The following is a 14,482-nucleotide window of genomic DNA, read 5'->3' as shown; positions in this document are numbered from 1 at the left end:
ACTCCGCCTGCGGGACGGCGCCCGCACCGGGTACGCCGGCGGCCAGCACCGCCGCCGCCGCGGCCCACAGCCCGGATGCGGCGGTGACCTGCGCCGTGGTCGGGGCGGCCGGCGGTGGGGCGGTCGTATCGGTGCTCGTCGGGCCCGTCGGCGATGCGATGGTCGAGTCGGTGCCGGGTGTGCCGGACTCCCCCGCGCCGCCGTCCGGTTCGGCCGCCTCGGCGCCGCCCTGGGGCGGCTGGTCCCCGGGGTCGGCGACCGCGTCGCTGTCGGCCACCGGCGCGGCTCCCAGGACCGCCGTACGGTGCAGGCACCGGGGTGCCAGCAGACAGCTGCACTCGGCCTGGGCTGCGTCCGTGATCGCCCCCGACGGTCCGGGGGTGAGGGTGACCTCGGCGTCCTCACCGCAGCGCACGCGCCGTACCGTGCCGTCGGTGCTGACGGGCAGCGTCAGGTACGTCTCGATCGTGGCGTCGAGCTTTTTGCGCAGCCGGGACGTCAGTTGTTCCACGGCGGCGGCCACGACGTCGGGTGCCACGGGGGGCAGTTCGGTGTTCATCGGTGTTCTCCGCGGAGGCGGTCGCCCACCCAGCGGGCCAGGGCGAGGGGACTGAGGGCGGCGACCGGCATGCCGGCGGCGACGAGTTGCTGCGCCACCGGCACCGAGTAGCGCGGGGTGCCGGTGTCGTCGAGGGCGGCGCAGCCCATCAGGTGGACCCCGGAGCTTGCGAGGGCGCGTACCTCGCCGAGGAGTCCGCCGAGCGGATAGCCCTCTTCGAAGTCGCTGACCACGACGACGAGGGTCCGGCTCGGGACGGTCACCAGTGAACGGGCCTGGGCCAGGCCGGCGGCGATGTGGGTACCGCCGCCGACCCTCACCTCCAGCAGCAGCGACAGCGGGTCGTCGACGCGGTCGGTCAGGTCGATCACTTCGGTGGAGAAGGCGAGGAAGTGGGTGCTGAGGGTGGGAACTCCGCCCAGGACGGCCGCGGTGAGCGCCGACCAGACGACCGAGGCCTCCATCGACCCGGACACGTCGACGACCAGGATCAGCCGCCAGTCCGCCTCCTTGCGGGAACGGGTGCTGAACACCGGCCGCTCCGGTACGACGAGGGTGCGGCCGTCGTCGGTGCGGCGCGTGTGGGCGAGGTTGGCGCGCAGGGTGCGCGGCAGGTCGATCCTCCCTCCCGGACGGCGGGTGGGACGCGGGGTGGCCAGTCCGGTCAGTGCCGGGCGCAGCCGGGTGGCCAGTTCCTTGGCCAGTTCGTCGACCAGGCGGCGCACCAGTGGGCGCAGCTTGGCCAGTTGCTGCTCGGGCATCCCGCCGGCCAGGGAGAGCACAGAGGTCAGCAGGTCGACCGAGGGGCGTACGGCCTTGGGGTCGAGCTCGGCCAGGACATCGGTGCGACCCAGGTCTGCGGCCCGGGCCAGGACCTCCTCGCGGACATCGGCGCCGAACAGCGCGTCGAGTTCCTCCGCCCACTCACGGGCGGTCGGGAAGGAGGCGTCCTGGCCGCCGCCCTGGCCGTTCTCCCGAGCGAGGTCGGACGCGCCCTCGCCGCGGCCGGTGCCGTACAGCTCGTCGAGCGCGTGGGCGAGGCGTCGGGCGTTGGGCGGCAGTTTCTCGCTCTCCCGGCCGAGCAGGAGGCGCCAGCGGTCGGCCGGTGTGAGGTGCGGGGCGGGGTCGGCCGCCGCCTGGGCGGGCGCGCCGCCTTCTGAAGTGCCGGGCGACAGGGCCGGTGCCTCGGCCGGCGCGGGTTCGGCGGGCGCAGGGGACGGCGGCGGGCCCGGTCGGGTGCTCTCGATGCCGTTCGGAGGGGATGGCGGCGGGGCCGGCTGAGTGCCCGCGGTGCCGTCCAGCCCCGTTCCCAGCGGTGGGCGCAGGGACGTCACCGCCGCCCGGCCCGCCGCGTCGGCGGCCGTCCACAGGGCGAGCAGCCGCGGTGAGGCGGCGAGCGACAGGTCGAGGCGGTCGCCGAGGCGCTCGGTCACGGTGGACAGCAGCCGGTCGCGGCCGGCCGGGCTGAGGGTGTCGAAGCCACCGCGCAGGGCGGGCAGCCGGTCGAGGAACGCCTGGTCGGTGAGCGTGTCGATGCGGTCGAGCAGGGGGTCCAGAGCGGTCGGCGCCGACTGGAGCAGGGGTGCGGCGCCGCTGAGCAGTCCCGTGAGCCGGCGGTTCATCGCGTGCCGGGCGTCCGGGCCGGTGGCGTTGTCGATCCAGCCCGCGGCCCGGTCGCCGAGGGTGGCGGCGTCGTCCAGGTCCAGCATGACCCGGGCGGCGAGCGCGGCTCCCTGCATGAGCGGGGAGGCGTGGCGTGCGAGGCCGTCCAGGGCGTCATCCATGCGCAGGCCGAGGCGGTGTTCACCGGCCCGCGAGGCCAGCGCCACGAGGGCGTCGGCGTCCTGCGGATCGTCGCTGCCCGCCAGGCCCGGCAGGGATCGTACGGCCGACTCCAGCAGCTCGGTGGCGAGTTCGGCGGCGTCCTGGCGGCTCTCGGGTGTGGTGCCGGGCAGGTGGCCGCGCCGCAGGGCCTCCAACAGGTCCAGGGCGGTGAGGAGTTCGGGCAGGGTGGCGCAGGCGGGGAGGACGTCGGCGGCGTCGGCGAGCCGCGCGGCCACCAGCGCGGGCAGGTCGCACCGTGCGGCGTCGCGCAGTCCCGCGAGGACCAGGGCGCTGGTGGGTCCGCCGTCCGCCGCTTCCCTGCGGAAGGTCTCCCGCAGGGTGCCTTCGGCGGCCAGGGCCGCGGTGACGCCACGCATACCGGCCAGGTCCAGCCGGACCGGCACCGCCGGTGTCCAGGCGAGCCGCCACCGGGTGGTCAGGGCGGCCGCGTCGCCGGTGCCCGCCACCTGGATCGGCTCGCCGTATCCGGTGCCGCACACCGCCAGGCGCTGCAGGAGGACCTCGCGGCGCCTGTCGAGCGCCGAGCGCAGCGGGTCCAGCCGCAGCTCGCGCGGTGCGGGGTCGTCGGGTCCGGGCAGCCGCAGCGTGGTCAGCTCGGCCTCGACGGACGGGCCGAGACCGGAGCGGGGCGTGCCGGGGGCGACCCTCCCGCGGTCGGTGCCGACCAGGACGGTCTCCAACGCGCGGGCCAGTGCTCGGCCGCGGCCGAGCGGCTCGCCCTGGCCCATCACCGTGGTGAGGGCTTCCAGCACCTCGCCGCGGCCCGGTGCCGCCAGTCCGCGCAGCCGGGCCAGGTCGCACGCCACGCGCAGGGTCTCGCGGGCCTCGCCGGTGCCGGCGACGTGTCCGGCGGCCCGCAGTTCGCGGCACACGCCGGTGATCGCCCGCGCGGCCGCGTCGTGCAGCCGCTCGGGGTCGCCGCCCGCGGTGAACACCGCCTGCTGCCAGCGCGGATCGCGGATGCCCGCGGGATAGCCGGAGCGCGAGTCCAGCAGGTCGAAGGCGTACGGCACGAGGGAGGTGACCACGGCCGGGTGATCCCCGGAGGCAGGCCCAGCGGGCTCCGCCGCCTCCCCGGCGGTCAGCGCCGGGGCGTGGAAGGCTCCCACGACGGCCGCGACCCGACGGCCGTCGGCCGAGGCCCGAGCGATCGTCGCGCGCATGTGGGCCTCACGCGCCAGATCGACCGCGGGCACGCCGCCCGCCGACTCGGCGTCGCGGCGCAGTGCCCAGCCGACGCCCAGCGCGGCCCGGCGGACCGCGTCGGGGGCGCAGCCCGGGGCGAGGACCTCCACACTGCGGTCCCACATGTCGTCGCCGTCCCGCCCCGTCCCGGACGCGGTCAGCGCGGCGGCGAACGCGGTGGGCGCCTCGCCGGACGGGACGCGGCCCTCCTCCCCCGCTCCGGGACCCTCGGCGCCCCACCGCGGATCGGACATCGGCAGGTCGCAGCAGACGACCTCGGCCCCGCGCTCGCGGGCCCAGCGGATCGCGGCGAGTTCGGGCGAGAAGTCGGCGAAGGGGTAGAAGCCGAGCCGGCCGCCCTCGCCGGCCCCGGCCAGCGCGACCGGGGCGACGGTGCCCGGCGCGCCGAGATGGGGCAGCCACGACTGGAAGTCGGCGGGCAGCTCCACGCAGACGACCTCGGCGCCGGCGGCGTCCAGCAGGGCGGGCACCACGGCGGCGAGCGCGGGGCTGTGGTGCCGTACGCCCAGCAGGTACGGCGCGACGCAGTCGGCGAGGGCGGTCAGGGCCGCCCTCGGTTCCAGGGCGAGTGTCACCGCAGGTTCTCCCGCAGGTCCCACAGGCGCCGCCAGGTGGCCGAGCCGTCCTCGGCGCGCCGGCGCACGGGGCCGTCCCAGTAGCCGAGCAGGCGTGCGTGGTCGGCCGGGTCGTCCTTGCGGACCACACCGAGCAGATGGCCGGGTACCAGGTCGAGCGAGTCGCCGCCGGGGAGGTAGGCGGCGGCCACTCCGAGGGAGACGGCGACCTGCACCGCCTCCGCGGTGGACATCACCGTGCCGGGGCGCTCCACGTCCCAGCCTTCTACGGAGCGTCCGGCCCGCAGGTCGCGGAAGACGGTCACCAGGACGTCGAGGACGGCGTCGTCGACGCCGAAGGCCGCGCCGGCCCGCGCGACGGCGGCCGTCGCCTGCCGCTTGACGAGTTCGGTCTCGGCCTCGACGTCCGCGATCGGGTGCACGGTCTCGAAGTTGAAGCGACGCTTGAGGGCGGCCGACATCTCCGAGACCCCGCGGTCGCGGAGGTTGGCGGTGGCGATGACGGTGAAGCCGGGAGCGGCGGCGACCTGGGCGTCGTCGGTGCCGGACAGCTCCGGCACGCTCATCCGCCGGTCCGACAGGATCGACACCAGGGCGTCCTGCACCTCGGGCAGGCAGCGGGTGATCTCCTCGACCCGGGCCACCTTGCCGGCGCGCATCGCGGCGAGCACCGGCGAGTCCACCAGGGCCTGCGGTGTGGGGCCCTGGGCGAGGAGCAGGGCGTAGTTCCAGCCGTAGCGCAGTGCGTCCTCGGTGGTGCCCGCGGTGCCCTGCACGGTGAGCGCGCTGGTGCCGCAGACGGCCGCCGACAGCAGTTCCGACAGCATCGACTTGGCGGTGCCCGGCTCGCCGACGAGCAGCAGTCCGCGCTCTCCGGCGAGGGTGACCACGCACCGCTCCACCAGGGCGCGTTCCCCGACGAACTTGGGGGCGATGACGAGTTCGTCCGGCAGCCCCTCGGGCGCGTCGGGCAGCTTGAGGGCGTCGCCGCCGCTGCCGCACACGAAGGTGATCACGGCGCGGGGTGTCAGCAGCCAGCCGGGCGGGCGGGGGCCGTCGTCGTGAGCGGCGAGGAAGGCGAGTTCGGTGGCGAAGCGCTCTTCGGCGGGCAGGGTCTGCCGGGCCGGAAGGGCCGTCACCGTGTCGGTCAGGGGCATGGAGGTCCTTGCTCGGTAGTTCGGTCGTCAGCGATGTGTGGCACAGGTGGGGGGCCGCCCGTGAGCGGCACCCTCGGCCGGTGGTGGGTCAGCGGCGGCGGCCCCGGCGGACCTTCAGCTCCTCGAAGCGGGGAGCGTCGCCGTCCTGGACGCGCTGCCACGCCCTGCGGTAGAGGTCCGCGGCCGGCTCGAACGGCACGATCACGCCGAACGGGACGTGTTCGTCGCTCACTTCGCCGAACAGCGGCAGCTTCCAGCGCTCCAGCGGCACCCGTGGGGCCGACTGCTCCACCCAGCCGCCGGGCAGGAACAGCGACCGGCCGGCCCGGGTCCGGGTGGCCTCCACCACGAGGTCGGTGGCGGCCAGTTCGGCGCGCGCCGCCTTCAGCCGCGCCGGCTTCCAGCCGGTCCACCGGGCCGTCATGCGGTCGGTCGGGTCGGGCATGGCCAGCAGCATCAGATAGAGCGTGGCGGCGTCCTCCCCCAGCCCGTACTCCTTGGCCACCTCGGTGACCAGCTCGGGAACCGAACGGCCGGGGTCCTGCGGCCACCAGGTGCCGTCCTTGCCCCGCTCCCCCGCGATCGGCTCACCGGGGTCGGCGAGCAGGGCCGCGAACCTCTGGTCGCGGACCAGGCGCAGCGCCGCCTCGGCGGCGTAGGGCCGCTGGTTGTCGACGCGCACCGCGGGCAGGTAGGGGTCCTGGCCCGCCTCGTCGAGGAGGTCGACGCGGATGGCCGGGGCGGGCTGGTCGTCGTGGGTGGCCAGGACGACGGCGCCGTACCGCTCGAAGCCGGGGCCGGTCTCGGTGGGGGTGCCGGCGGTCTTGCGGAAGTCGGGGAGGCTGATGTAGCGCCCCAGGTCGAGCATGAGTCCGGGGTGGGCGAGCCGTTCGCGTACGGCGGTGAGGGCCGGAGGCAGCGCGGCGCGGACCGGGTCGCCGGCCGGCAGCCGGTGGGCGAGCCAGGCACTCAGGCCGACCGCGCCGACCAGCGTCTCCGCGGTGAAGCCGTCCGTGTCGTCGCCGACGGGCCGCGCCCGGTCGCCGCTGATCGCCCAGGTGAGGTCCCGGCTGAGCCGGGGCGAGGAGGCCGGGTCCACCAGGGCGGGCAGCGCCTGACGGATCGGCCAGGAGGCGTGGCGGAAGGCGCGGATCGCGTCGCCGAGCAGTTCCTCCGGGACGGCCACCCGCTTGCCGACCTTGGCGTTCCACACGGCGGCGGCCGCCGCCACGTCCGGTCCCTCGGTCCACAGACGGGCGGGTTCGGCGGGCAGCAGGGCGCCCACGACCGCGGCTCGCACCGCGCCGTCGACGCCGTGCAGTTCGTCCTTGGCGACGGCCGCCGGGGCCACCTTCACGCCGATGAGGGTGCGTGCCTCGGGCGTGAGGAAGCTGCGCTCGTAGACGTCGATCCCCGGCAGACCGGCCACGACGAGCCGGGCGATCGTCTCGGTCACGCCGGTCAGGCGGGCGAACTCCTCGGCGGCCTCCGGGAACCAGGGGGCCGGGCCGCGCTCGGCCAGTTCGGTGAGGAAGGTCCGCATCCGGCCCGGGAGCGGGCTCTCGCTCAGCGGCCGCGTCTGAAGCGCCTTGTAGGGCGGCGGTGTCTCGAAGCGTCCGGCGGGGTCGTGGAAGTAGCCGGTGAAGCAGGCGCCGTCGTCGTCGAGGGAGTTGCGGCTCGTGACGGCGATGAAGGCGCCGTCGGTCAAGGGGAGCACACCGTGCCAGGAGCCGTCGCGCCATCCGCCCGCGGTGGTGCGCAGCGGCGCCGCCTCCAGGTGCAGGTGCACCTTGCGCCAGGCGGTGGAGTCGTCCGGTGTCAGGCCGAGGCGGTCGAACTCGGCGAGGAGGGTGCGCAGGGCCTCGCGGTGCTCCTCGGTGGTGGTGGCGGAGGCCGCCCGGTAGGCCAGTGCGGTCGTCCTCTCCAGCAGCCGGTCCAGGTCCGGCTGTCCGGAGGGCAGCGGGTGACCGTCGAGGTGGAGGCGGACGTCCGGAAGGGCGGGCAGGGCGGTGTCGGCGAATCCGCCGGCGCGGGCCAGGACGCGCAGGGCACGGAAGACGGTGTCGGCCTCGTCGTCGCGGTTCCACCAGTAACTGCGCGACGAGCCCAGCCCGTTCACCGCCGCCATGAGCACGCCGTCCGCCGGTCCCGCCGGCCCCTCGTCCTCCAGCTCGCCTTCCAGGGCGCGGGTCAGCCGGGTGGCCGCCGCGTCCAGTACGGCCTGCTGGGCGGCGGCATAGCGGGCGACTCCGGCGATCCCCTTCACCAGGGCGTCATGGCTGACCGGCAGGAGGGTGCGGATGGCTCCGGTCAGCGCGTCATGGTCCTCGCCCTGCTCGCCCGCGGCGGCGGTCAGCAGTGCCGCGGCCGTGTCCCGGTCGATGGTCCGCAGTGCCGTCGACCCTTGCGGGTCACGTGCGGTCAGGCACTCCCAGAACTGCACGGGAGGCAGCAGCAGGGTGCCCTCGCCGAAGTCGCCGGGGGTGCGGTCGGTCTTGGCCCAGGCGGTGCGCACGCCGTCGGCGTCGACCAGGTCGAGCGTCCAGTTGTTGCGCACGACGGCCGTGGGGCGCTCCGCGCCGGGGAAGACGACCAGCGCGTTCGGCACACCGGCCGCGGCGGGCAGGGTGACGGTGTGTCCGGCGAGGTCCTCGGCGCGCCGCGTACCGTCGGGCAGGTCCACCACGCGCAGGCCGGCCAGGCCGTGGACGGGGGCGCAGGCGGGGGTGGCCTCGGTGGTGGGAGCGGGGCGCAGCCTGCCGCCCACGTAGCTGCTGCCGGCGGGGGCCTCGCGCAGGGCGTCGGCGAGGAAGGCGGGCTTGCTCATCCGTCCGCGCTCGTTCGTGGCCGGGTCGTACTCGTACCAGCCGTGCGCCTCGCGGTCCTCGCCGTCCGCGTGCCAGACCCAGTAGGACGATCCGTCGAAGAGCAGCGGCCGTTCGTCGGGCAGGGTGGTGTCCCCGACGTGCACGACTCCGCGACCGGTGGTCCGGCCGCCGTCCGGCAGGGGCAGGGTGATCGGGAAGTCGCCGCGGTACCAGTCCATCTCGGTGCCCCGGGTGGAGTGCCCACCCTTGAGGGACTCCACGCGGTCGGCGCGCGAGTGCCAGTAGCCGCGCAGACCGTCCCTGCGGGAGTTCCAGTACACGAGGAGTTCACCGTCGACGTGGTGGAAGCCCGGGTCGCCCGAGACGTCCTGCGCGGGCAGGCGCAGGTCGTGGGTGAGCACGGTGCCGTCGGCGCCGATCACGCGGGCCTGGGCCTTGCCGGCGACGACCAGGTGGGGCCAGGCGTCGGCGACCACGATGTCCTGCACCAGGTCCTTGGCGACGAGCTCGGCCGTCGCCTCCTCCCAGGCCGGCCAGCCCAGTTCGTCGAAGAGCCCGGCGCGCAGGGTGCGGGCCAGCACCGGTGCCAGGTCGGTGCCGACGGCGGCGCGGACGTCGTCCTCGGCCAGCACCAGCGCCTCGGCGGGCAGCCACCCGAGCCGTTCCAGCGCGTTCGGCAGTCCGGGCAGGCCCACGGCGGTGAAGCCCCGCACCACGGTGCTCACCCACTCGGCCAGCCAGGGGCGGCCGCCGGGCGAGGCCGCGAGCAGACGGATGGCGCGCAGCGCCTGGTCGCCGTTGTGGAAGCGGTCAGCGCCTCGCAGGAAGGCGTCGAGGAACCGCGTGTCGGCACCGAGGAAGGTCAGCTCCCGCTGTCCTTCGCCGATCGCCCACGCCATCAGCGGCAGCTCCTGGTTCTTGTCGGGAGCGGCCACCGGCACGTCCAGGGACAGCAGCAGGTCGATCAGGTCGATGTCGTGCGTGACCTTCAACCCCCGTCCGGACTCGGCGAGTTCGGTGCGCAGCCGGGCCGCTGCCCGCTCCACCAGGGGGTACAGCTCCGGCATCCGCGTGGAGCTGCGCCAGGACCGGGCCCGCTCCCTGAACGTCAGGAACCGCTCCAGCCAGCCCGCGGTGCCGTCGCTCGGCCGCTGTTCGGCGGGCAGGGAGCCGTCCCACAGGCCCGTCGTCGCGCCGGACGCCTCCAGGACCTGCAGCCACATCGCGGGCACGTCCGCGTCGGCCCCGGCCGGGAGCATGTCCAGCAGCATGCCGCGCACCCGCGGCTCCCGCTCGGCGAGCGCCACCAGTGCGGTCCGGTGGCCCTTCCACCAGCCGGCCGAGGCGCGCAGCGTGGCGGGCAGGCCGAGCAGCTCGGCCAGGTAGTCCTGTTCGGCCCGGTCGGCGTCCTGTCCGGCGCCGCGGGCGAGCTTGCGCAGGTCGTTGGCCATCTGGGCGGACGGCGGCAGGCCGCCCGCGGTGCGGCGCAGGCACAGGCGCGTGAAGCGCTCCAGCGCCTCCTCGGCCGACACCCGCGCGGCCAGTTCCCTGCCGTAGGCGGAGAGCACCTTCACCGGCAGGGCTCCGGCCAGCGCGAACTCCAGGAACACCGCGTCCAGGCGCTCCTCCTGCACCGTCAGTCCGTGCTCCGCCTCCGCCTTGCGGGCGCGGGTGAACAACTGGGCGGCGTAGGTGGCGTTCTCCTCGGCGAGGAAGACCCGGCCGGCCTGCTCGTAGAAGGTGGGCAGGAAGTGCGGGACCGCCGCGGCCAGCCGCTGCCCGAGTTCCAGGTAGGCGTCCAGCGCGGCCTTCGGGCGGGACTTCGCCTGCCGGGCCGCCCGCTCCAGATCCGGTACGACGCCCAGCGCGTGGTGGCCGTCCTCGGGGTGGTGCACCAGCACCCACTCGGGAAAGCCCAGCGACTGGCGCAGCCCGAGGCCCACGACGGCCGGCTCCGCGGCGGGCTCCAGGCCCAGGAAGCCGGCGGCCAGGTCCTCGGCTGCCCCCAGCTCCCCGGCGACCAGCCGGACCACCACCCGGTCCTCCAGGCCCGGGTGACGGTAGGCGCGCGCCGTCAGCGGCACCGCCCGCTCGTCGGCCGCCTCGGCGTCCGGCGGCAGCACCGCGCCCGCCGTCAGCAGTTCCCCGTACGACACCTGCGTCCCCCCGCTCATGCGTTCTTGCCTTCCTCGATCGTGCGCCCGGCGTACAGCGCCGCGGCCATCCGCATCCCCTCCGACCAGGCCACCGGGCCCACCTGCCGCAGCGGCAGGGCGCGGCCGTCCTGGTCGTGCCAGGTGAGGCTGCCGGTCTCCACCGTGTCCTCCCAGTACGGCTCGCCGATCCACACACTGGCCTCGACGGTGCGGCCGCCGTCGCGGACCCGGGCGGTGGAGTAGCCCCCCGACACGCGGTAGCCGAGCGAACTCGCCCGCGCGGCCAGGGCGAAGCGGGAACGGAAGGAGCCTCCGGTGAACTCCCGTACCTCGGTGGCCTTGGGGTCGAGTTCCTCGGGCCGCTGCCAGGTCGCGCGGTGGATCTGCTCCACCCGCTGGACGATGCCCAGCTCCGCCGCGAACTCCCGGATGTCGTCGAGGTCCGGCAGCAGCACCGGGTGCGGCAGCGTGACCGTGCGCGGGGACAGCCGTACCGTCTCGCCGTCCAGGTTCACCACGCGCAGTTCGCCGTCCTCCGTGGCCCCGCGCAGGAATCCGACCTCGTCGGGGTCGTCGCCCACGACCGCGAGGTCGCGCAGCGCCACCTGCCAGGCCTCGTCGGGCCACACCCGGGCCAGCAGACCGGTGGGGACGGGCAGCGACGACACCATCCAGGCATCGACCTGCGCGACGCAGGCCGTGGCGTGCCGATCCAGCCATTCGGCGAACCGCCGCAGCCGGTCCACCTCGGGATGGTCGCGCAGCGCGCGCGGCAGCGATTTCAGCTGCCGCCCCGCGGCCCGGCCCGAGGTGGCGCGCGCCGCCACCCGCCCGTCCACCAGGGCGACTTCGTACCCGTCACCCGCCGAGAGCCAACCCACGAGTCCCCGCCTTCCACATCAAGACAGCAAGAAGAAAGCACAGTTCAGCCGGGGACATCCCGGCGCCAGTGCGACGATGTGAGGAACGTTAGCGGCGATCACTGACAATCGGCGGTGGGAGAGGGTCACAGGACTTCTACAGTCCGGAGTGACGGCACGCCGTGCGGCCGCGTTCGCGGTTCGGGCCGCTCAGGAACGCTCCGTGGCGCCGCCTGTCCGGCCGAGCGGTTTCAGCCAGGCGACGGACGGTTGTCCGGTGCGCCGCCGGGCTCCGGCCCGCATGGGCGGCGAGGCCTTTGGGTGAGCGCCGCCTGGCGGACGACGCGGACACAACCGGCCGCGACGCGCCTCGGGCGGACAAGGACATCAAGGAAAAACGCGGGTGACGTGGAGATCATCGCCCAAGCGCATCGAAAGAAGCTGCCATGGGCATGCATTCGGTCGTTTGATCCCTCCCCCACGAGGAGTGAGCGCGAGATGAGCGCCCCCACCACGGCACCCATCCCCACCCCCACAGCCCCCGGACGACTGCCGCTGATCGGCCACGGACTGCGCCTCGTCCGCGATCCGCTGCCGTTCATCACCTCGCTGCGCGAACACGGCAGCGTGGTGCGCATCCGCATCGGCCCGACACCCGCCTACGTGGTCACGGACCCCGCACTGGCCCGGCGCGTCCTGGTGACGGATGCCGCCCACTTTCCCAAGGGCGGCAAGTACTACGACGCACTGCGGGTCTTCCTCGGCGACGGCGTCGCGACCGTCGCCGACGGCGACACGCATCTGCGCAACCGCCGTCTGATGCAGCCCATGTTCAGCAAGGCGCACATCGCCGAGCGCGGCGACGCCATGATCGACCAGGTGCGCGCGACGGTCGGCGCCTGGCCCGCGGGCGAACCGCGGGACGTGTTCGCCGGCATGAACGAGATCACCCTCGCGACGTTCCTCGTCGCCGTGTTCGGCGCCGACCTGCCCGCCCACCTGGAGGGCGAGTTCACCGCCCTCATGCCCGAAATCATGAGAGGAACGATTCGGCAGGTCCTTCTCCCGCCCTGGATCACGCGGCTTCCGCTGCCCGCCAACCGTGCGCACGCCGACCGTGTCGCCCGCCTGCGCGCCCTCATCGACCAGGCCATCGACCACCACACCGACGCCACCGCGCCGGAATCCGCTGCGGCGGACGGCGCGTCCGGCGCCGAGGCGTGCCCCCACGCGTCCCAGGCGCGGCGCCGGCAGCCAAGTGGCCTGTTCGAGACCCTGATCGGCGCGGAAGACCAACTCGGCCGCCGGCAGCTGCAGGACGAGGCCATCACCCTGCTGGCCGGGGCGATCGAGACCACCGGCACCACGCTCGCCTGGGCGCTGTACGAAATCGCCGGCCACCCCGCCGTCGAACGCCGTCTTCGCGAGGAACTGGCCTCGGTGTGCCGGGACCGGCCGCTGCGCTATGACGACCTGGACCAACTCCCGTACGCCCGAAGGGTTCTGCAGGAGGCCCTCAGGAAATACGGGGTGTCCTGGATGGTGACGCGGACCGCAGCCCGCGACATCGTCCTCGGCGGCCACCTCATCCCCGCGGGCGCCGACGTCGTGTGGAGCCCCTACCTGCACCAGCACGACCCGTCCGCTTACCCCGACCCGGACGCCTTCGACCCGGACCGCTGGGAGGCGGACCGGCTTCCGGCCACCCGAGGATCCTTCCTCGCCTTCGGCGACGGCCGCCGCAAGTGCATCGGGGAGAACTTCGCGTGGGTCGAGCTCCAGATCATCCTCGCGACCCTCCTGCAGATCTGGCCCCGGTTCACGATGGCCTCCCCACCGCCGCGCCCCCAGGCCGTCATCACCGTCAAACCCGACGCCCTGACCATGCGGTTCCACGCCGACTCCACCGACTGACAGGGGTGTCGAGTGGTCCGGGCCCCTCGGGCCGGCTCCCTCCCCGACCGTCGAACCGGCGGGGACTGACCGTCAGGGGAGCCGCGTCGCACCGCGAAGACCAGCACGGAGTCCGCACTCCACCGAGGTCCGTCACGGGGGCGATGGACGGCCGTCACCGATGCCGTGCCAGGCTGTCACCGATGACATCGGGGTTCCGTGCTGCCCGGCCCGAGCGTTCCCGGACGGTTCGGGGCGATGGTGGTGCCGTCCGGTCGCGCGGGCCGGCGGCGCCCCAGCTCCTGCGACGGGTGACCGGTCGGGAGAGGGGCCCGGTCCCGGCCCCGATCGGCCAGGGCCTTGTGCTCATCCGCCCCGCGGCCCCCTCTCCGTGCCCCGACCAGGAGTCCCTTCATGCGCCTTGTCCCCGGCCACCGGCACACTCCGGCCCGCCTGGCCGTCGGTGTGCTGCTCACCGCGCTGCTGCTTTCCTGCTCCGCGGCGCCGTCCGGCGACACGCGATCGGCACCGAAGGGCTGGCGGCTGACATGGTCCGACGAGTACTCCGGAGCGGCGGGTCAGGCACCCGACCCCGACAAGTGGGTCCACGACACCGGCGGAGAGCCGCAGTGGGGCAACAAGGAATGGCAGTACTACACCGACAGAACCCAGAACGCGGCGACCGACGGTGACGGTCACCTCGTCATCACCGCGCGCCGGGAGGAACTGCCGGGCATGGGCCACTGCCCGTACGGCACCTGCGACATCACGTCGGCCAGGCTGACGACGAAGGGCACCTTCTCTCAGACGTACGGAAAGATCGAGGCGCGCATCAGGGTTCCGGAGGACGGCCCCTTTCTGCCCGCCTTCTGGATGATGGGCGACAACGACTCCACGACGTCGTGGCCCGGGAACGGCGAGATCGACGTCATGGAGGTCGCGGGCGGCGAACCGGACACCGTCTACGGCACCGTCCACGGACCCGGCTACGGCGACGAGGGGATCGGCGGACATCGCACGCTCCCGGACGGAGAACACTTCTCCGACGCCTTCCACACCTACGGCGTGGAGTGGGACAGGAACCGCATCACCTGGTCCGTCGACGGCCACGCCTATCACGCCGACAGGCGAGCGTCCCACGGCGCCGGACGGAAGTGGGTCTTCGACCACGACTTCTATCTGCTGCTCAACCTCGCCGTCGGCGGCGAGTGGCCCGGCCCCGTGCCCAAGTCGACCCCGTTCCCCGTCCGCATGCTGACGGACTGGGTTCGCGTGTACGAACGCGCCTGAACGCGACGGTCCCGAGCTCCCCTTCGCCCGCCCCCGACCACCAGGCACGCAGGGGCGAAGTTCACCCACCTCTCCCCAACCGATTGACGCATAGGCATGGTCATGCCACGCTC

The 14,482-nt window shown here is 74.4% G+C and carries 6 protein-coding genes and 1 pseudogene; 2 read left to right on the top strand and 5 right to left on the bottom strand.

Annotated elements, in window-relative coordinates; genetic code table 11:
* The 5 genes and pseudogenes from M8J74_RS17560 to M8J74_RS17540 all read right to left on the bottom strand — a co-directional run.
* Positions 1–559 (bottom strand): annotated as a pseudogene (locus tag M8J74_RS17560) (SWIM zinc finger family protein); the annotation flags it as partial.
* Positions 556–4,185, bottom strand: a complete 3,630-nt coding sequence (locus M8J74_RS17555) for a vWA domain-containing protein (RefSeq protein ID WP_249837315.1) — start codon at positions 4,183–4,185, stop codon at positions 556–558. The gene M8J74_RS17555 and the pseudogene M8J74_RS17560, both read right to left, overlap by 4 nt.
* Entirely contained in the window at positions 4,182–5,342 is a 1,161-nt protein-coding gene (locus M8J74_RS17550) for an ATP-binding protein (protein ID WP_249837314.1), read from the bottom strand. The genes M8J74_RS17555 and M8J74_RS17550 overlap by 4 nt, the downstream gene beginning before the upstream one ends.
* A gap of 88 nt (positions 5,343–5,430) precedes the next feature.
* Positions 5,431–10,344 (bottom strand): DNA-binding protein, encoded by a 4,914-nt coding sequence (locus M8J74_RS17545; RefSeq protein WP_249837313.1) that lies wholly within the window; start codon positions 10,342–10,344, stop codon positions 5,431–5,433.
* A complete protein-coding gene (locus M8J74_RS17540) occupies positions 10,341–11,207 on the bottom strand; it encodes a DUF4132 domain-containing protein (protein ID WP_249837312.1) in 867 nt (288 codons plus the stop codon). Before M8J74_RS17540 ends, M8J74_RS17545 begins: the two co-directional genes overlap by 4 nt.
* A gap of 477 nt (positions 11,208–11,684) precedes the next feature.
* Between M8J74_RS17540 and M8J74_RS17535 the strand changes: the two genes are divergently transcribed.
* Positions 11,685–13,100, top strand: a complete 1,416-nt coding sequence (locus M8J74_RS17535) for a cytochrome P450 (RefSeq protein ID WP_249837311.1) — start codon at positions 11,685–11,687, stop codon at positions 13,098–13,100.
* Between the two features lie 393 nt (positions 13,101–13,493).
* Positions 13,494–14,369 (top strand): glycoside hydrolase family 16 protein, encoded by an 876-nt coding sequence (locus M8J74_RS17530; RefSeq protein WP_249837310.1) that lies wholly within the window; start codon positions 13,494–13,496, stop codon positions 14,367–14,369.
* The last annotated feature ends 113 nt before the right edge of the window (positions 14,370–14,482 follow it).

This window comes from Streptomyces panaciradicis (genome assembly GCF_023516615.1).
Taxonomy (GTDB): Bacteria; Actinomycetota; Actinomycetes; order Streptomycetales; family Streptomycetaceae; genus Streptomyces; species Streptomyces panaciradicis.
This window is presented reverse-complemented; position numbering and strand designations above follow the sequence as displayed.

Excerpts from the sequence above, each read along its gene's own strand:
- M8J74_RS17550 (WP_249837314.1), bottom strand. The coding sequence starts at position 5,342 with ATGCCCCTGACCGACACGGTGACGGCCCTTCCGGCCCGGCAGACCCTG.
- M8J74_RS17545 (WP_249837313.1), bottom strand. The coding sequence starts at position 10,344 with ATGAGCGGGGGGACGCAGGTGTCGTACGGGGAACTGCTGACGGCGGGC.
- M8J74_RS17535 (WP_249837311.1), top strand. The coding sequence starts at position 11,685 with ATGAGCGCCCCCACCACGGCACCCATCCCCACCCCCACAGCCCCCGGA.
- M8J74_RS17530 (WP_249837310.1), top strand. The coding sequence starts at position 13,494 with ATGCGCCTTGTCCCCGGCCACCGGCACACTCCGGCCCGCCTGGCCGTC.